This window comes from Streptomyces litchfieldiae, assembly GCF_031845365.1.
Lineage (GTDB): Bacteria > Actinomycetota > Actinomycetes > Streptomycetales > Streptomycetaceae > Streptomyces > Streptomyces litchfieldiae.
The window spans coordinates 90102-108535 of sequence record NZ_JAVREL010000014.1 but is presented as its reverse complement, the minus strand read 5'-3'; the positions used below and the strand labels follow the sequence as shown (position 1 = coordinate 108535).

16 protein-coding genes are annotated in these 18434 nt (G+C 73.7%); 6 read left to right on the top strand and 10 right to left on the bottom strand.

Annotation, left to right across the window (positions count from 1 at the left end):
- Nucleotides 1-34 precede the first annotated feature (34 nt).
- Complete coding sequence (locus tag RM590_RS22955; RefSeq protein ID WP_311706568.1) at nucleotides 35-1774, bottom strand: ABC transporter ATP-binding protein; 1740 nt, start codon at nucleotides 1772-1774, stop codon at nucleotides 35-37.
- A complete protein-coding gene (locus RM590_RS22950) occupies nucleotides 1771-3471 on the bottom strand; it encodes an ABC transporter ATP-binding protein (RefSeq protein ID WP_311706567.1) in 1701 nt (566 codons plus the stop codon). Before RM590_RS22950 ends, RM590_RS22955 begins: the two co-directional genes overlap by 4 nt.
- 242 nt (nucleotides 3472-3713) lie before the next feature.
- Here RM590_RS22950 and RM590_RS22945 point away from each other — a divergent pair, with 242 nt between their 5' ends.
- Genes RM590_RS22945 through RM590_RS22930 form a run of 4 tightly spaced genes read left to right on the top strand, consistent with a single transcriptional unit; the run spans nucleotide 3714 to nucleotide 7229 of the window.
- Entirely contained in the window at nucleotides 3714-3968 is a 255-nt protein-coding gene (locus RM590_RS22945; RefSeq protein ID WP_311706566.1) for a phosphopantetheine-binding protein, read from the top strand.
- 10 nt (nucleotides 3969-3978) lie between these two features.
- Nucleotides 3979-5340 (top strand): condensation domain-containing protein, encoded by a 1362-nt coding sequence (locus tag RM590_RS22940; protein ID WP_311706565.1) that lies wholly within the window; start codon nucleotides 3979-3981, stop codon nucleotides 5338-5340.
- Nucleotides 5341-5379: 39 nt separating this feature from the next.
- Nucleotides 5380-5652 carry a response regulator transcription factor gene (locus RM590_RS22935; RefSeq protein WP_394813941.1) on the top strand — a complete coding sequence of 91 codons (273 nt, stop codon included), beginning with the start codon at nucleotides 5380-5382 and terminating at the stop codon, nucleotides 5650-5652.
- A gap of 5 nt (nucleotides 5653-5657) precedes the next feature.
- Nucleotides 5658-7229, top strand: coding sequence for an amino acid adenylation domain-containing protein (locus tag RM590_RS22930; protein WP_311706564.1), 1572 nt, complete (start codon nucleotides 5658-5660; stop codon nucleotides 7227-7229).
- 259 nt (nucleotides 7230-7488) lie between these two features.
- On the opposite strand, the gene RM590_RS22925 is transcribed toward RM590_RS22930, so the two are convergent.
- The 4 genes from RM590_RS22925 to RM590_RS22910 form a co-directional block, all read right to left on the bottom strand.
- A complete protein-coding gene (locus RM590_RS22925) occupies nucleotides 7489-9777 on the bottom strand; it encodes a heavy metal translocating P-type ATPase (RefSeq protein ID WP_311706563.1) in 2289 nt (762 codons plus the stop codon).
- Nucleotides 9778-9807: 30 nt separating this feature from the next.
- On the bottom strand, nucleotides 9808-10731 hold the full coding sequence (locus tag RM590_RS22920) for a hypothetical protein (RefSeq protein ID WP_311706562.1): 924 nt from the start codon (nucleotides 10729-10731) through the stop codon (nucleotides 9808-9810).
- A gap of 41 nt (nucleotides 10732-10772) precedes the next feature.
- Nucleotides 10773-11036: a heavy-metal-associated domain-containing protein gene (locus RM590_RS22915; protein ID WP_311706561.1), complete on the bottom strand. Its 264-nt coding sequence runs from the start codon at nucleotides 11034-11036 to the stop codon at nucleotides 10773-10775.
- A gap of 84 nt (nucleotides 11037-11120) precedes the next feature.
- Nucleotides 11121-12317, bottom strand: coding sequence for a YbfB/YjiJ family MFS transporter (locus RM590_RS22910; RefSeq protein WP_311706560.1), 1197 nt, complete (start codon nucleotides 12315-12317; stop codon nucleotides 11121-11123).
- Nucleotides 12318-12387: 70 nt separating this feature from the next.
- Here RM590_RS22910 and RM590_RS22905 point away from each other — a divergent pair, with 70 nt between their 5' ends.
- The gene (locus tag RM590_RS22905; RefSeq protein WP_311706559.1) at nucleotides 12388-13341 is read left to right on the top strand and encodes a GlxA family transcriptional regulator; all 954 of its coding nucleotides are present in this window, start codon (nucleotides 12388-12390) and stop codon (nucleotides 13339-13341) included.
- Between the two features lie 40 nt (nucleotides 13342-13381).
- Here the strand turns inward: RM590_RS22905 and RM590_RS22900 are convergent, their stop codons facing one another.
- The gene (locus tag RM590_RS22900) at nucleotides 13382-14479 is read right to left on the bottom strand and encodes a DUF5925 domain-containing protein (protein WP_394813940.1); all 1098 of its coding nucleotides are present in this window, start codon (nucleotides 14477-14479) and stop codon (nucleotides 13382-13384) included.
- Nucleotides 14480-14665: 186 nt separating this feature from the next.
- On the opposite strand from RM590_RS22900, the gene RM590_RS22895 reads away from it, so the two are divergent.
- Nucleotides 14666-14935 (top strand): hypothetical protein, encoded by a 270-nt coding sequence (locus RM590_RS22895; RefSeq protein ID WP_311706557.1) that lies wholly within the window; start codon nucleotides 14666-14668, stop codon nucleotides 14933-14935.
- 61 nt (nucleotides 14936-14996) lie between these two features.
- Here RM590_RS22895 and RM590_RS22890 read toward each other — a convergent pair whose 3' ends face one another.
- From RM590_RS22890 to RM590_RS22880, 3 genes are all read right to left on the bottom strand, one after another.
- Nucleotides 14997-15752, bottom strand: a complete 756-nt coding sequence (locus tag RM590_RS22890; protein ID WP_311706556.1) for a GntR family transcriptional regulator — start codon at nucleotides 15750-15752, stop codon at nucleotides 14997-14999.
- Nucleotides 15753-15776: 24 nt separating this feature from the next.
- A complete protein-coding gene (gene hmgA, locus RM590_RS22885; protein WP_311706555.1) occupies nucleotides 15777-17054 on the bottom strand; it encodes a homogentisate 1,2-dioxygenase in 1278 nt (425 codons plus the stop codon).
- A gap of 63 nt (nucleotides 17055-17117) precedes the next feature.
- Entirely contained in the window at nucleotides 17118-18425 is a 1308-nt protein-coding gene (locus RM590_RS22880; RefSeq protein ID WP_311706554.1) for a hypothetical protein, read from the bottom strand.
- Nucleotides 18426-18434: the final 9 nt, after the last annotated feature.

The window sequence follows — 18434 nt, the reverse complement described above, 5'->3', positions numbered from 1 at the left end:
GTATGGACACTGGGGAAAGTGATGGACTGACGGCTTAATTCGCGACCGCGCGGCCGTGCCAGGAATGCCAGAGCGCCGCGTAATCGCCGCCCTTGGCCACCAGCTCGTCGTGCGTGCCCAGCTCGGTGATGCGGCCGTCCACCATCACGGCCACCCGGTCGGCGTCGTGGGCCGTGTGCAGCCGGTGGGCGATGGCGATGACCGTGCGGCCCTCCAGCACCGCGGCCAGGGAGCGTTCGAGCTGCCGGGCCACCCGGGGGGCGATCAGCGACGTCGCCTCGTCCAGCACCAGCGTGTGCGGGTCCACCAGGATCAGCCGGGCCAGCGCCAGTTGCTGGGCCTGCGCGGGGGACAGCTCGGTGCCGCCCGAGCCGACCCGGGCGTCCAGGCCGTACGCCCCGGCCCACTCCCAGGCGCCGACGGCCATCAGGGCCTGGCGCACCTCGTCGTCCCCGGCGTCCGGCCGGGCCATCACCAGGTTGTCGCGCAGCGTGCCGGAGAAGACGTGCTGCTCCTGCGTGACCAGCACCACCTCGCGCCGCAGCCGCTCCAGCGGCAGGTCGGCCAGCGGCGTGCCGCCGACCGTGACGGCGCCCGTGCGCGGGGCGTGGACGCCGGCCAGCAGGCGGCCCAGCGTGGACTTCCCCGCCCCCGACGGGCCGACGATCGCCAGCCGCTCGCCGCGCTTGATGTCCAGGTCGATGCCGTGCAGCACATCGCTGCCCGCGCGGTAGGCGTACCGCACGTCGCGCACCGCGATGTCCTGGCCGCCGCCGTTGCGGACCTGCGCCGGAACGGCGGCGGCCGGCTCGCCGCGGACGCCCAGCAGCCGGGCCATCGAGGCGCCGCCCACCTGGAGTTCGTCCATCCAGTACAGCAACCGGTCGACCGGCTCGATGAGTTGCTGCACGTAGAGCACGGCGGCGGTGGCCGCGGACAGCGGCACCAGGCCCTCGATGTAGCACCAGCCGCCGAACACCAGCGCGGCCACCACCGGCATCATGTAGGCCGTGTCGGAGATCGGCAGATACACCGTGCGCAGCCGCAGCGTGTAGCGCTCGGCCGCGTAGCTGCGCGCGATGTCCGCGTCGGCCCGCGCCGCCCGGCGGCCGGCCAGGCCGAACGCCTCGACCGTGCGGGCTCCCTCGACCGTCTCGGTCAGGCCGTCGGTCAGCTCCGAGTAGGAGGCGCTCTGCCGCAGATACCCCTCGCGCGCCCGCGCCAGGTACCACCGGGTCGCCGCCCACAGCACGGGCACCGCGACCAGGCAGGGCAGCACCAGCAGCGGGCCCAGCAGCACCAGCGCGCCCAGCGTGAACGCGATCGTCATCAGCGCGGTCAGCGAGTCCGGCACGGCCAGCCGCACGGTGCGCGAGAGCACGTCCACGTCGCGCGTGCTGCGGGTCACCAGGTCGCCGGAGCCGGCCCGTTCCACCGTCGCGGGCGGCAGCGCCAGCACCCGGTCGACGAACTCCTCGCGCAGCTCGGCCAAGACCTTCTCGGCCAGCGTCGCCGAGGTGTACATCGCGCCGCGCACCAGCACCGCCTCGATCACCAGCACGGCGACGATGAGCAGCGTGGTCCGGTCCACCTCCGCGGTGCCGTCGCGCATGTCCTCCACCAACTGGCCCAGCAGCCAGGGCGCGGCCAGGCCGAACACCGTGGCCAGGGCGTACAGGAAGACGGTGAGGGCGAGTTGGCGCGGATAGCGCAGCGCCAGACGCCGGGCGTGCGCGCGAACCTCCCGGGCCGAGGCGACGGGCAGACGGCTCATGCGGGGTCCTCCCTGAACACCAGGTCCCGGTAACGGGGTTCGGCCAGCAGCTCGCTGTGCGTTCCTTCGGCGATCACGCGCAGGCCGTCCACCAGCAGCACGCGGTCCGCCCGGTCGAGCACGATCGGACTGGTGGTGAACACGGCCGTGGTGCGCCCGGCGCGCCCGTCGGACAGCCGGCTCGCGATCACCGACTCGGTGTGCGCGTCGACGGCGCTGGTCGGCTCCACCAGCAGCAGCGCCGGTGGATCGGCGCACAACGCCCGGGCCAGCCGCAGCCGTTGCTGCTGGCCGCCGGAGAACTCCCGGCCGCCGTGGGTGAGGACCGTGTCCAGGCCCTCGGGCAGGGCGTCGGTGATGTCCCGCGCGGACGCGGTGTCGACGGCCGCCTCCAGCGCGGCGGAATCGCGTCCCGTGGTGTCGAGTTCGGCGCGCAGCGGGCCCGCGAAGAACCGGTCGTCGTTGCCGGTGACCAGGACCCGGTCCCGCACGGCCGTCACCGGCACGTCGCGCAGCGGCACGCCCCCGGCGGTGGCCGCCGACTCCGCGTAGCGGCCCAGCCGGTCGGCCAGCACGGCGGCCTCCGCGGGCTCGGTGCAGGCCACGCCGGTCAGCAGGCCGCCGCGGATCACCACGCCGGACTCCCGGTCGGCCAGGTCGCCCGACCCGTCGAGGGCGTCGGCCGCGCGCGGCCCGTCGGACAGGCCCGACTCCTGCGCCAGCAGCCGCACCACGCGCTTGGCGGCCACATGCGCCCTGGTGAACTGGTCGGCCGAGTCCGTCAGCCAGCGCAACGGGCCGCTGAGGAACACCGTGTAGCCGTAGAACGCGACCAACTGCCCCGCGCTGATGCGGTCGTCCAGCACGGCGTGCGCGCTGAGCCAGACGACGAACGCCACGAGCAACCCGGGCAGCAGCACCTTGCAGCCGTCCAGCCACACCTCGACGCGCGCCACCCGCACGCCCGCGCGCCGCACCTCCTGCGACTGCGCGCGGTAGCGCTCGGCGACGAACTCCTCGCCGCCGATGCCGCGCAGCACCCGCAGGCCCCCGACGATGTCGAGGGCCCGGGTGGTGAGGTGGCCCTGCTGGTCGCGCAGCCCCTCCTGGCGGCGGTGCAGCGGCCGGAGCAGCAGGGCGACGAGCCAGGTCATCAGCGGCACGCCGACGAGCACGGCGAGCCCGATCCCCCAGGACGCGGTGAGCATGAGAACGGCGACGGTGACGATCGCCACCACGGCGCCGGTGCCGCGCGCGCTGCTGAACATGGCCGAGCCGATGCTGCCCACGTCGGCGGCGCCCACGCTCACCACCTCGCCGGCCGTGGCCCGACGGGGCAGCTCCGCGCCCAGCCGGGACGCCTGCCGGGTGACGAGCTGGACGGTCTGGTAGGAGGCGCCGAGCTGGCTGGTCAGGGCCGCGCGGTCGCGCAGGATGCCCGAGAACGCCTGCACGAGGCCGAGGCTCAGCACGACGGCGCCCCACGCGACCAGGGCGGACTGGTCGCGGTCGATGAGCCCGTCGTCGATGGCCCGGCCCACCGCGGCCGGCACCAGCGCCTGGGCCAGCGTGCAGACGATGCCGTAGGCGACGCCGAGCGCCAGGGAACGGCGGTGATCGGCGACGAGTCGCAGCAGATAGCGTGCGGGACTATGGACGTCGGTATCCGGTGGCAAGCGATCCGGAAAAGAGCGCATGGGGCGGTAGCGTATCCGCTTTCCGCGGCACCGGAAACGCAGTTCCGCGGGCGCCCATTGCGCGGACTCGGGAGTGAACGCTCATTGACCGCCGATATCCCCGGGACGCCGCATCGGGCATAGCCATGCGGGCATAGCAAAGGAGCGGCTACCCGAGCCTTTCCTCTCCCCGGCCCGGGCCCGACACTTGCCTGAAGTGTCGCAACCGGTCGAAGTAGGTCATACTACTGGAAAGTTGGATGATGCCGCAGAAACCCTGGTCCACTCAATTCGAGAAAATCGTCCGCGCCCACCTTCCCGCCCTGACCGACGGCACCGGACTGGAGCCGACGGCAAAGCTGTTCGATCTGGGGCTGAATTCGCTGGGAATGATCGCCCTCCTGGTCGCCCTGGAGGACGAATTCGACGTCACCTTCCCCGAGGCGGACCTGGGCGCGGAGACCTTCGCCACGCCCGCCATGCTCTGGGGCGTCATCGACCGGGTCAGGGAAAGCTGACCCGCCGGCCATGGAGCGGACGACCGAACTGCGTTTCGCCGACGGCGACGCCGGGGAGTTCCCCGCGACGTGGAGTCAGCGGGAATTCTGGGCCACGGTGCGCGAACACCGCCCGGACGGCTTCTACCAGATCGTGTGGGACACGCACCTGCCCGACGGCCGCGACCTCGGCGAGGTGCTGGCCTGCCTGCGGCGACTCGTCCTCCGGCACCAGGCGCTGCGCACCACGGTCAGCCGGGACGAGACCGCGGGCCTGCGGCAGATCGTCCGCGGCGAGGGCAGCCTGCCCGTGCGCATCGAGGACGTGGCCGACGCAGGTGAGGGCGTGCACGCCTGCGAGAAGCTCAAGGCCGAGTTCCTGGCGGGCGAGCCCCATGTGGACCGGGACCCGCCGCTGAAGATCGCCGCCGTCACGCGCGGCGGGCGGGTGCGTTCGCTCGTCCTGGCCTGCTCGCACGTGGTCCTGGACGGCGGCAGCGTCGCCGTCCTGGAGGACGAGCTCGCCGCCCTGCTCGCGTCCGGCCCCGACGCCGCGCTGCCGCCCGTGGCACACACCCCGGCCGACCGGGCCGCCGAGGAGCAGGGCCCGGCCGCCGCCCGCGTCTCCGAACGGTCCCTGGCCCACTGGCGCGCGACACTGCTGGACGCGCCCGTCGCCCCGTTCGCCCACATCCCCGGCGGCCGCGCCCCGCTGTGGCTGGGCCGCCTCACCTCCAGGCGCCTGTGGCGGGCGGAGAGTTCACTGGTGGCCGGGACCGGGCTGACCTCGGGTTCCGTCTATCTCACCGCCGCGGCCTGCGTCCTCGCCGAGGTGACCGGACGGTCGCGGCTCACGTTCCGCGTCCCCACGGGCAACCGATTCACGCCCGTGGCGCTGGACTTCGTCGGCGCGCTGTCCCAACACGCCCTGATCACCGTGGACACCGCGCCCCGCGACACGGCCGGCGGCTTCGCCGAGCTGGCGCGCACGGTGGAACGCGGGCTGCGCCGGGCCTACAGCCGGGCCCGTTACGACCCCGACGAGCTGCGACGCACGATCGTGGAGACCGAGGCGGAGCGCGGTGCCCCCGCCGACCTGACCTATCTCTTCAACGACCTGCGGGACGAGGCGGACAAGCCGGGCGGGGGCGGCTGGCCGATGACCGCGCGGGAGGGGAAGGCGGAGGAAGCGGAGGAGGAGGAGCCGGAACTGGCGTGGGAGCTGCTGCACGCGGCCAACAGCGACATCAAGCTCTACGTCCGCGTCTCGGGAGGCGCGGGCCTGGGCGGGGTGGACGTCGCGGCCGACGAGGGATGCCTGACCAGGGCGGAGACGGAGCACGTCCTGCGGGCGACCGAGCGGCTCATCGTGGCGCAATCACCGGGGTGCTGAGCAGCAGGTGCTGTAAGTAGCGAGGAGCTGAGGGACGACGTGCTCAAGAACGATGTGCTCAACGACGCTGTGCTTGACAACGACGGGCTCAAGGGTTCGGGGAACGTCTCGCTGTCGCGGCGCGAGTGTGAAGTGCTGCAACTGGTCGCGCAGGCGCTGTCCAACCGGCAGATCGCCGGCGCCCTGGTGATCTCGGAGGCCACGGTGAAACGGCACCTGTACAACGCGTTCCTCAAGCTCGGGGCCTCCTCCCGGCTGGACGCGGTGAACAAGGCCGTCTCCGCCTCCCTCATCCGCTCCGCGGTGTCCTGACCGGCATGACCGGCATGCGGGAACTCCCTCTGCTGCCCGGCGAACGCGAGCGCGTGGCCGCCCGGGCCCTGACCGGGCCGCCGCCGCGCCCGGCCGCGCCCGGCGACACCGTCACCGCGTGGCTGACCGCCCACGCCGCGGCGCACCCGGACCGCCCGGCCGTGGTGCACGGCGAGGCGACGGTCACCTACGGCCAACTGCTCGCGCGCGTCGGCCATTTCGCCGACGCGCTGGGCGCGGCCGGCATCGCCCCCGGCGACCGCGTCGCGGTGACGGCGGCACGCGGCGCCGATGTCATCGCCGCCTTCGCGGCGCTGGAGAACGCCGGGGCCGTCTATCTGCCGCTGGACGCCGGGTGGCCGGGTGACCGGCTGACGCGCGTGCTGCGCGGCAGCGGGGCGCGCGCCGTGCTGCACCTCGGCGGCGAGGACCCCGGGGCGGCGGCCGGGCGGGCCGGCGTCCCCGTGCTGCGGGCCGGCCCCGGCGGCGGGACCGCCCCCCGGCCGCGGGCCGTCACCGGGGACGAGCCGCGCTACGTCATCCACACCTCGGGCAGCACCGGCGCACCGAAGGGCGCCGTGGTCGGCCACCGGGGCATGATGAACCACCTATGGTTCATGGTGGACGCGCTGCGCCTGGCCGCGGGGGAACGCGTCGCGTTCACCGCGCCGCTGAGCTATGTGATCTCCGTGTGGCAGATGCTGGCGGCGCCACTGGCCGGCGGCACGGTCGTGGTCGTCGACGACGCCGACCTGCTCTTCCCGCGCCGGCTGCACGACGTCCTGCTCACCGGCGGGGTCACGGTGCTGCAACTGGTGCCCTCCGCCATCGGGCCGCTGGCCGACCACCTGACGCGGCGCGGCGGCGGCCCCGGCCGACTGGCGCGCCTGATCTCCACCGGCGAGGTGCTGACCCCGGCGCTTGCGGCCCGGGCGCTGGCCGCGTTCGACGGCGTCGAGCTGATCAACGCCTATGGCGCGACGGAGTGTTCGGACGACGTGACCCACCACACGGTGGTGGCCGGCGACTTGGGCGAACGCGTCCCCATCGGCCGCCCCGTCGCGGGCGCCACCCTCCACCTGCTGGTCGAGGAGGCGGCGGGCTGGCGCGCGGCCGAGCCCGGCGAGGTGGGTGAACTGTGGGTCGGCGGCCTGCCCGTTGGCCTGGGGTACCTGGACCGGCCCGAACTGACCGGCACCCGCTTCTTCGCCGACGGCCGCGGCGGGCGCCTGTATCGCACCGGCGACCTGGCCCGGTTCGCCGACGGGCTGGCCTACTGCCTCGGCCGCGCCGACCGCCAGGTGAAGATCGCCGGGGCCCGGATCGAACTGGGCGCCGTGGAAGCCGAACTGGCCCGCCACCCCGCCGTCCGCTCCTGTGCGGTCACCACCGGCGGCGATCCCGAACGCCCCTGCTTGACCGCCCACTTCGTGGCCGACGAGGACACCGGCTGGCAGGAGCTGCGCGATCACCTGCGCGCCGCCCTGCCCGCCGCGATGATCCCCCAACGCTGGGTCGCCCACCGCGAGTTGCCCCTGAACCGCAGCGGAAAGACGGACTACGCCGCGCTGCGGTGAACTGACGCGTCCGCGGCCAGGCGGGTTTCCATGCCGGATCGTTGGGTCCTGTCCGGTCGGTCGCTGGGGCACCCCCGGAGCTACCCCCGGGGGTAGCTCCGGGACGAAGTCCGGGGGAGGAATCGAGGGAAGCAGCGTCGTGCCGTGCACGGCGGGGCGGGCTCGGCAAGGTCGGCCGGACAGGGCCTGGCTGGCGCTCCGTTGAAAGGGACGGTCCCCGCCCCATGTGTCCGGGGCGGGGACCTGTGCATGGTCGGTTTCAGACGGCCGTCGGGATGCCGGGCCGGCCGTGGAAGTTGCGGAGGCGGAGGCTGTTGGTGACGACGAATACGGAGCTGAGGGCCATGGCGGCGCCGGCGAGCATGGGGTTGAGGAGGCCGGTGGCGGCGAGGGGGAGGGCGGCGATGTTGTAGGCGAAGGCCCAGAAGAGGTTGCTCTTGATGGTGGTCAGGGTGCGGCGGGCCAGACGGATGGCGTCGGCGGCGGCGCGCAGGTCGCCGGTGACGAGGGTGAGGTCGGCGGCCTCGATGGCGGCGTCGGTGCCGGCGCCCATGGCGAGCCCCAGGTCGGCGGTGGCCAGCGCGGCGGCGTCGTTGACCCCGTCGCCGGCCATGGCCACGACCTTGCCCTCGGCCTTGAGGCGGGCGATGACATCCGCCTTGTCCTGCGGCATGACCTCGGCGATGACGTCGTCCGGGTCGATGCCCACCTGACGGGCGACGGAGGCCGCGGCGGTGGCGTTGTCGCCGGTGAGCAGGATGGGGGTGAGGCCCAGTTCACGGAAGTGGCCGATGGCCTCGGCCGAGGTGGGCTTGACCGTGTCGGCGACGACGAGGACGCCGCGGGCTTTTCCGTCCCAGGCGACCGCGACGGCGGTGCGGCCCTCCGCCTCGGCCCCGGCGATGGCGCCCTCCAGTTCGGGCGGGAGGGCCAGCGCCCAGTCGGACAGCAGCTTGGGGCGGCCGACGAGAACGGCGTGGCCGTCGATGATGCCCTGGACGCCCAGACCCTCGACGTTCGCGAAGTCCTCGGGCGCGGGCAGCTCGCCCGCCCGCTCCTTCGCGGCCCCGGCGATCGCCCGGGCGATGGGGTGTTCGGAGGCGTTCTCCAGGATGCCGGCGATGCGCAGCACCTCGGCGTCGTCCTCTCCGGCGGCGGGGTGGACGGCCAGCAGGGTCATGCGGCCCTCGGTGATGGTGCCGGTTTTGTCCAGGACGATGGTGTTGATGTGGTGGGTGGATTCGAGGACTTCGGGGCCTTTGATGAGGATGCCGAGTTGGGCGCCGCGGCCGGTGCCGACCATGAGGGCGGTGGGGGTGGCCAGGCCCAGGGCGCAGGGGCAGGCGATGATCAGGACGGCGACGGCGGCGGTGAATGCGGTGGTGATGCCTTCGCCGGTGCCCCACCAGAAGCCGAGGGTGGCGGCGGCCAGGGCGATGACGATGGGCACGAAGGTGCCGGAGATGCGGTCGGCCAGTCGCTGGACCTGGGCCTTGCCGTTCTGGGCGTCTTCGACCAGGCGCGCCATCTGGGCGAGTTGGGTGTCGGCGCCGATGCGGGTGGCGCGGACGGTGAGGTGTCCGCCGGCGTTGATGGTGGCGCCCACCACGGTGTCGCCGGGACCTACCTCCTGGGGTACTGATTCGCCGGTGAGCATGGAGGCGTCGATGGCGGAGGTGCCTTCTTCGATGATGCCGTCGGTGGCGATCTTCTCCCCGGGCCGCACCACGAAGCGGTCACCAACGGCGAGCTCTCCGATGGGGACGCGTTGTTCGCGGCCGTCGCGGATGACGGCGACGTCGCGGGCGCCGAGGTCCATCAGGGCGCGCAGGGCGGCGCCGGAGCGGCGTTTGGCGCGGGCTTCGGCGTAGCGGCCGGCCAGGATGAACGTGGTCACTCCGGCGGCGGCCTCCAGGTAGATGTTGCCGGAGCCGTCGGTGCGTTCGATGGTGAGGCTGAAGGGGTGCGTCATGCCGATGGTGCCGGCGGTGCCCCAGATCAGGGCGTACAGGGACCAGCCCAGCGCGGCCAGCGTGCCCATCGACACGAGGGTGTCCATGGTGGCCGCGCCGTGGCGGAGGTTGGTCCAGGCCGCCTTGTGGAAGGGCCAGGCGCCCCAGGCGACGACCGGCCAGGCCAGGGCCAGGGAGATCCACTGCCAGCCCTCGAACTGCCAGGCCGGGACCATCGCCAGCGCGATGACGGGCACGGTCAGGGCGGCGGAGACCACCAGCCGCTCCCGCAACGCCCGCAGCCGGCCACCGTCCTCGTCCTGGTCCTGGCCGGAGTCCGCGTCGGGGTCGGGGGGCGGCGGGGGTGGTTCGGCGGTGTAGCCGGCCGCTTCGACCTGGCCGATGAGGTCATCAACGGTCACCCCGGGCGCGTAGGTGACGCGCGCCTTCTCCGTGGCGTAGTTGACCGTCGCCGACACGCCCTCCAGCTTGTTCAGCCGACGCTCGATGCGATTGGCGCACGACGCGCACGTCATACCGCCGATGGACAGCTCCACCCGGTCGGTACCGGCGGGGGCAGCGGCATCGGTACTCATCGCTCTTCTCCTTGACTAGCGGTGCGGTGGTCAGTGCGCGTGGTCGCCGGAGTCCTCGGCGGCCGGGGCGGGCGCGTCGTCGCCCACGGTGACGGTGAACTCGGCGGTGTGGACGGTGCCTTCGTGCTGGAAGTCGAGGTAGAGCCGGTAGGTGCCGGCGCTGGGGATCTCGGTGTCGAAGCCGATGTCCGGGCCGGGGCCGCCCTCCCGGGGGTGGACGTGGAGGTAGGCGAGGTCGCCGGCGCGCAGCGCGACGAGGTGGCCGTAGGCGCCGAGGTAGGGCTGAAGATCCGTGACCGGACGGCCGTCCCGGCTGACGTTCAGCGTGAGTTCGCCGGAAGCGCCCGCGGTGAGGTCGCCGTCCAGGGTGACGGTGTAGCCGTCCACGGTGGCCGTCCGGGCCGGTTCGGGCAGCGGCTCAGGGCCGTACTCCCCGGCGACCGCGACATCCGCGCCAAGAGTCAGCCCACCGCCGGGGTCGCCGGCGGGCACGAAGTCCGCGAACATCCGGTAGTCCCCCGCCTCGGAGAGGGTCAGCGGAACGCTCCACATACCGTCCTCACCCAGAACCGGGTGGAGGTGCTGGAAGCCGGACAGGTCCCGGCGCACCACGATCAGGTGCGGATCCTTCTCATGGCTCTCCTCGTAGGCCGTCAGCGGCTCGCCGTCCGGCCCCAGGATCCGGAAGCGGAAGTCGGCCACCTCACCCACCGTCAGCGGCTCCGCCGGCGGCACCAAGGTGTAACCGCGCTCGGATATCTGGAGACCGCCCGGCGTCTCCGCGCCGGTGTCCGGGGCCGGCGCGGGCGTCGCGTCGGCGGCAGAGTGCTCACCGTGGTCGGCGGGCTCGGGGTTCGAGCCGACGGGGCCGACCAGGCTGCCGACGCCGAACGCGGTGCCGAACGCCAGGGCCAGCCCGGCCCCGAAGGCGCCGACTCTGGTGGCCGTGTTCATCGCTCATTGTCCTTCCGTGCGTCCTGCGGCTGAGTGTCCGGTCAGTGGCAGCTTCCGCCGCAGCAACTCGCTGCGCCCGGCGACTCGACGACCTCGTAACCGGCTTCCTCGACCGCGGCGGCCACCGCCGCGTCGTCGAGCGGGGCCTCACCGGTCACCCGAACGGCGCCGGAGGCCAGATCCACGTCGACGTGCGTGACGCCGGGAACCTTGCCGACCTCGGCGGTGACCGAGCCGACGCAGTGGGCGCAGGTCATCCCCGCGACCGTGTAGGTGGCGACGGCGGTGGTGGCGGAGGTGCTCATGGAAGTGCTCCCGTTCACGAGGACTGGACACCGGCATCGACCGGCCCGGTGTTCCCTCAGATTACATACCCCCTAGGGGTATGTCTAGCGGAGGTCGCCCGTCACGGCCGCACCATGCACCATACCCCTAGGAGGTATGCGGCCACCGCGGGCCCGGGCCCCCGCCCGCGTCGGCCGGGCCAGCGGGGCGAGTTGGGTCAGGGCCGCCGTCACCAGGAACGCCGCGCCCAGGCCGTACCGGTCGCCGAACGCGCCCAGGGCGGCCGGGCCCGCCACCGAGCCGACGCCGAGGAACAGCACGGTGGCCGTGAAGCCCGCCGAGGGCCGCTCGGGAAAGACCTGGTGGCTCCACACGGCCAGCACGCCCGAGCCCGCCATGAAGCACGGCCCGTACAGCAGCGCGGAGGCCACCACCGCGGGCATCGCGCCCGGCGCGGCGCCCAGCAGCGCCAGCGCCGCGGCGATGCCGGTGAACAGCCCGATCTGCACCCGGCGCACCCCGAGCCGGACGATGGCGTGCCCGGTCAGCACCCCGGCCGTGCCGGCCGCGCCCATCAGCGTCCAGAACAGCGGCTCGACCGCCCCGCCGCCCTCGATCGCCTCCATGGCGAAGGTCCAGTAGACGGCCCCGGCCACGCCGTAGACGAGCGCCGTCAGATAGAGCGGCACCGCCGCCGCCCGGGCGAAGGAGCGCGGCCCGCCTGCCGCGCGGGCGCGCGCCGGGCCCCGGCCGCCGGGCAGCACCCGGGCGTTGTACCAGGTGGTGACGAGCGCGGTGGCGGCGAACACCAGCCAGGCGAAGCGCCAGCCGGTGGCGTTCGCCAGCAGCGCGAACGGGCCCGCGACCACCACCGCGAACGCCGTGCCGCTGGCGATCGCGCCCGTCACCCGTTCCCGGCTCCCGCGCGGCACCAGCCGGTCCACCACGTCCGAGAACGGCGTCCACACCAGGCCCGAGCTGGTCCCCGCCAGCACCAGCCCGATGGCCAGCGGCACGGGCGCGGTGGCCACCGCCACCAGCGCCATGCCGGCCGTCGCCGCGACGCCGCCGGCGACCACCACCGGGCGCGGGCCGCGCCGGGCGACCAGCACCCCGGCCGAGAGCAGCGCCACCAGATATCCGGCGGCGGTGGCGCTGCCGATGAGCCCCACCGCGGTCACCGACAGCCCGAACTCCGCGCGGAACTCGGGGAGGAAGAGTCCATAGCCATAGCGGGCGAAGCCGAAGCCCACCCCGATCGCGGTCAGTCCCGCGATGCCGATCTGCCATTCACGTTTCATGCCTCAACCCTGTGACCTGCGGCGACGGCCAACCACTGGCGGAAACGTCAGGATGCACTAGATTTACGCCATGACCGTTCCGCCGACCCGGGTCGCCGTGGCCCTGCTGGACCGCACCTCCCTGTTCGAACTCGCCGTCCCCTGCGCCGTCTTCACCGAGCCCGAGTACGAGCTGCTGCTGTGCGCGACCGCGGCCGGCGACCCCGGTCACCGCGGCCCCGGCGGGCTGACGCTGCGCGCCGAGCACGGGCTGGAGGCGCTCACCGCCGCCGGCCTCGTCGTCGTCCCGGCCTGTGTGATGGACGGCTACGAGCCCCCGGCGGACCTCCTGGACGCGCTGCGCACCGCCCACCGCAACGGCGCCCGCATTGCCTCACTGTGCTCCGGCGCCTTCGTCCTGGCCGCGGCCGGCCTGCTCGACGGCCGCGAAGCCGCCACGCACTGGATGTACGCCGACGAGCTCCGCCGCCGCCACCCGAGGGTCACCGTCAACGACCAGGCGCTGTACGTGGACGACGGCGACATCCTCACCAGCGCGGGCACCGCCGCCGCCATCGACCTGTGCCTGCACATCGTGCGCGGCGACCACGGCACCGCCCGGGCCGCCGAGACCGGCCGCCGCCTGGTCGTCGCGCCGCACCGCGAGGGCGGCCAGCGCCAGTACGTCCCGCCGCGCCGCCCCCTGCCCGCCCGCGCCGACACCGGCCTGGGCCCGGTGCTGGACTGGGCGCTGGCCCGACTGGACCAGCCCCTGGCCATCGCCGAGCTCGCCCGGCGGGCCGGCATGAGCGAACGCACCTTCGGCCGTCACTTCGCCCGCGAGGTCGGCACCACGCCCCTGAAGTGGCTGATCCAGCAGCGGCTGTCCCGCGCCCGGGAGCTGCTGGAGACCACCGACCTGCCCGTCGACGCCGTCGCCGAACGCAGCGGCCTGGGCACCGGCGACGGCCTCCGCCAGCACTTCGCCCGCGCGCTGGGCACGACACCCGCCGCCTACCGCAGGGCGTTCCGCGCGGCCGCCTGAACCGGTTCGGGACAAACGGCCCCCGTGCGGGCGCGGAACGTCACAGGTACAGGCCGGACTCCGTCCGGGGCGCCGGCACCGTCGGCGGCTCCGTCCCGCGCCGCAGCGCGTACAGCTCCGCCAGCGTGGCGCCGTCCCGCCCGATGCCCCGCTCACTGCCCAGCCAGGCGCTCGCCTCGGCCCGGCTCAGCGGCCCGACCTCGATCCGCGCCAGGCAGCGCCCGGGCCGCACCACGGCCGGATGCAGCCGCTCCAGGTCCTCGTTGGTGGTGATGCCGACCAGCACCTTGCGGCCCTGCCCCAGCAGCCCGTCCGTGAGGTTGAGCAGCCGGGAGAGGGCCTGGCCCGCCACGTTCTTCGCGCCGCCGCGGATCAGCTCGTCGCAGTCCTCCAGCAACAGCAGCCGCCACTGCTCCTGTTCGTCGTCCTTGCCGATGGCGACGTCCATCAGGTACCCGACGTCGTTGAACAGCCGCTCGGGGTCCAGCACGCAGTCCACCTGGCACCACTCCCGCCACGAGCGGGCCAGCGCGCGCAGCGCGGACGTCTTCCCGGTGCCCGGCGGCCCGTGCAGCAGGAGCAGCCGGCCCGAGACGTCCTCGGGCGTCAGCTCCATCAGCCGCTCCAGCGCCCCGGCCGCCGCCGCCGAGTACCCGGCGCGCACGTCCGGCCAGGCGTCGGCGGCGATCTTGCGGGTGGTGCGCACGGGGCCCCGGCCGCCCGGCGAGAAGTGCCAGAAGCCCATGGTGACCCGGGACGGCTCGGCCTCCGGCTCCTCTTCCGCGCCGTCCACGGCCTGCTTGAGGATGCGCTCGGCCAGGGCGTCGCTCTCGGCGATCACCGTCACATGTGCCCCGTACCGCCAGCGCCGGGCCCGCAGTGTCCAGCCCTCGCCCGAGGCGAGGACCGTCTCGGAGTCGGTGTCGCGATGCCTGCGCCTGATGTCCGCGCCCTCGGGCAGCAGCGTGTGATGCTCCTTCACCTGACCCAGCCGCTGACCCTGGGCGAACGGCAGCGCACCGGAGGTGAAATCGGTCAGCAGGAGCATATCGATCGCGTCGGCGGGGGAATCGGCCTCCGAGACGGTGAACTGGATCGCGGATTCCTCCTTGGGAGTGGAAGGGTTCACTGGCACCATGCTGTCCATGATCCGGTACCCCCGCCCCCCGCGCACGGGGGTTTCGTAGGTGAACGGGTGTCTTGTGGTGTTCGTCAACCCCGTTGCTGGGAAAGGTGAATCATGGGACCGGGATACCCATGCGCTCTTGTGGGGCGTTAGGGTTACCCTGCCCGGACCGGGTGCCGCTGTACGGGTGGGAGAGTCATGAAGCAGATAACAGTGCGGAGCAGGCCGCCGCAGGTGCCTGCCATCAACTGCGGGAGCAGCGCCAACAGCGCGCGCCTCGACCGTCACTTGAGCGTGCTCTCCGGCCCCGCCGTGCCGCAGCGCGAGGCCGAGGAGGCCACCACGCTGATGCGCGAGCTCACCAAGCGGGACGAGACGAGCTCGGTCCGGACGGGGCGCGGAGCGCGTGTGCTGCTCGTCGCGCCGCTGCGCCGACTGCGGCGCACGCTGTTCGGCGGCCGCGGCTGAGGAAGCCGCCGGGCAGGACCCGGCGGCTTCACGGCCACGCGGCGCAGGTCCGGCGGGACGGTCACTCGGGGGAGGCGTCCATGGTCACGGCGAAGGAGAAGCGGTCGCCGCGATAGTGGATGCGCGCGACATCAACGGCCCGCCCGCGTTCGTCGTACTCGACACCCGTGATGTGCAGGATCGGGCTCAGCAACGGCACGCTGAGCAGTTGGGCGATGGGCGGATCGGCCAGCCGCGCCTGCACGGTGTTGGCTATCCGGCTCACCGTCACCCCGGCGACGTCCCGCAGCACCTTCGTCATGGGCCAACGCTCCAGCGCGGCCGGGTCGATGCGGTCGGCGATCTCCGGACGCACCAGATTCTCCGCGCAGTTGGCGGGCTCACCCGTGACCCGGTCGTGGCGCAGCCTGCGGAAGCGCACCACCTCGGCCAGCCCGGGGAAGTGCTCGGCGAGATCGGCGGGCACCGGCACCGGCCCGTGGTCGATCAGCGTCGCCGTCTCGCCCGACTGCTGCGCCACGATGGTGTCCACCGAGCCCAGCAGCCGCACGGGCGCGCCGTGCCGGGCCGTTGGCCGGATGAACGTTCCCCGGCGCCGGTGGCGGGTGATCAGCCCCTCCGTCTCCAGTTCCTTGAGCGCCTGCCGCATCGTCAGCACGCTGACCCCGTAGTGGCCGGCCAACTGCTCCTCGGTGGGCAGCCGCAGCGGCGCCCCGGGCGAGCGCCCGAGAATCGAGGCGCGCAGCGATTGGGACACCTGGTACCACAGCGGTAGCTTCCGGTTCAGTTCAAGCGAGTCGGGGGCGAAGACGGTCACGGCGGTCGCTCCGGATCGACGAAGTCAGACGAGGAAGTTCCGTTGCAGACCCTGCCACACGTCGTCGTATCCGCGCTGCCGGTGCTCACTGTTCAGTGCCTGCGCGGTCAGCGTCACCGGCCAGCGGGTCTCGAACATGAACGCCAGTCCCTCGTCGGCCTTCTGCGGCTTCAGCTCGGCCGTGCTCGCCCGCAGAAAAGTCTCCCGGTCGGGGCCGTGGGCCGACATCATGTTGTGCAGCGAGCCGCCGCCGGGCACGAAGCCCCCGGCCTTGGCGTCGTAGGCGCCCTCGATCAGGCCCATGTACTCGCTCATCACGTTGCGGTGGAAGTACGGCGGGCGGAAGGTGTCCTCGCCGACCAGCCAGCGCGGCGCGAACACCACGAAGTCCACCGAGGGCGCGGTCAGCACCGTGAAGATCGACGGGTCCGGGTGGTCGAAGCTGATGGACCCCAGCACGTTGAACCGGCGCAGGTCGTACAGGTACGGCACATGGTTCCCGTGCCAGGCGACCACGTCCAGCGGGGAGTGGTCGTAGGTGGCCGCCCATAGGTTCCCGCCGAACTTGGTGATCACCTCCACCGGGCCGGTGTCGTCCTCGTAGGCGGCGGCCGGCACCAGGAAGTCCCGGGCGGCGGCCAGGCCGTTGGCCCCGATCGGGCCCAGCTCCGGCAGGTCCAGCGGCTCGCCGTAGTTCTCGCAGAGGTAGCCGCGCGCGGAGCCGTCCGGCAGCTCGACGCGGAACCGTACCCCGCGCGGGATGAGCGCCACCTCGCCGGGCGCGGCGACCAGCCTGCCGAACTCCGTGCACAGCGACACCGACCCGCGCTCCGGAACGAACAGCAGCTCGCCGTCGGCGTCGCCGAACACCCGGTCGGTCATGGGGGAGTTGGCGCGGTAGAGGTGGACGGCCATACCGGTGCGGCGGCGCGCGTCGCCGTTGCCGCCCAGGGTCCACAGCCCGGCGACGAAGTCGGTGCCGGGGGGCGGCTCGGGGAGCGGGTCCCAGCGCATCCGGTTGGGATCGGGCTCCGTCTCCTCGAACGGCGCGCCGCGCAGCGCGCCGTTGGCCACGCGGTGGTACGGGGGGTGCGCGGCCGAGGGGCGGATGCGGTAGAGCCAGGACCGGCGGTTGGTGGCGCGCGGCTCGGTGAACGCGCTGCCGCTGAGCTGCTCGGCGTAGAGCCCGAGCGGGGCCCGCTGGGGTGAGTTGCGTCCGAGGGGGAGCGCGCCGGGCACCGCCTCGCTGCTGTGCTGGTTGCCGAAACCGGGTGAGAAATCGGTCAGATCGCCCGCGTTCATCCGCTGCACTCCCGCCGCCGACACCATTCCTAAGCTCGACCGTAGGAATGGAGGGCGGCCAAGTCAACGACCTTGCACGGTCCGCTTCAGCAGCTCGGCCGCCGGCTTGCGGTTGCGGAAGGGCCGCAACGCCTCGCGCATGTCGCGCAGCGCGCGCTCCGCGTCGCCGGAGCGCAGGCGCTCGCGGGCCGCGAGGAAGCCCTCCCATGCCGCGCACGCCTCGTCCAAGTGTCCGGTGTGCAGCAGGAGTTGGCCAAAGCGTGCCTGGGTGAGCGCACGCCCGCGCACATCGGCGGGGGAGCGCTCGGCGGTGGCGTGGCGCAAGGCGGCCAGCGCCCCTTGGAGGTCGCCCAGCGACTCCAGGACGATCGAGCTCTGGAAGTGCAGCGCCGCCGCCGGATAGCTGTCGAACGGCGCCGCGGCGCTGCCGGCCCGCTCCGCCGCCCGCTCGGCGCGCGCCAGCGCGGCCAGCGCGCCGCGCCGGTCGCCGCTCATGCCGAGGGCCACCGCGAGCTGCGCCTGGATGTACGCCTGCTGGGCCGGCGGCGCCGAGCGCGCGCCCCGGTGCGCGGCGTCCGCGAGCTGGAGCGCGGACGGCAGATGCCCCAGGCGCTGCGCCTGCGCGCTCATCGCGCGCACCACCACGCTCCACGACGTGCGGTCGCCCGCCTCGCCGGCCAGCCGGTGGGCGCAGGTGTAGTACCGCTGGGCCACTCCGTGCAGCAGCCCGTCCTCGTACATCCGGGCGAGCAGGAACGCCAGCCGGGAGGCCAGGACCAGCACCTCGGAGCGCGTGCGCTGCGGCTGCCCGCCGCTGAGCAACGGCACGACGTCGTCGGTGAGATACGCGCACAGCGCGCTGCGGGCGTGCCGGCCGCCATGGGTGTCGATCGAGCCCGCGAAGAACGCCACCGCGTCGTGCAGGGCCCAGGTCGCCTCGGTGCGGCGGCCCAGCGGGCGGCCCGGGCCGGGCGGCCCCGGCGGGCCGGACACCACCGCGTCGGCCACCCGGTAGGGGCGCTGGTGCAACGCCGTTCGGCGGGAGGCGTCGGCGTCGGCGCGGCACAGCGCGGTGAACGCGGCCACCGGATCCGCCGGCGGGGCGTCCGGGGAGCCCACCGGGAAGCCGGCCGCGTCCGGGGTGACCGGCCTGCCGAGCCGCCGCGTCAGCGCCTCGGCGGCGAGCTGCGGCGCCGGGTGCCGGGGCTGGGTGCCGGACAGCCAGTGGGCGACGGCGGTGCGGTCGTAGCGCAGCGAGGCGCCGATCTCCGCACCCAGGGCGTTCACCGCGCGGGCCAGTGCCTCCTGGGTCCACCCGGCCTCGGTGAGCAGCGCCCGCAATTCGTAGTTCGGGCCGCGCCGGTTCGTCATGGACCTGTG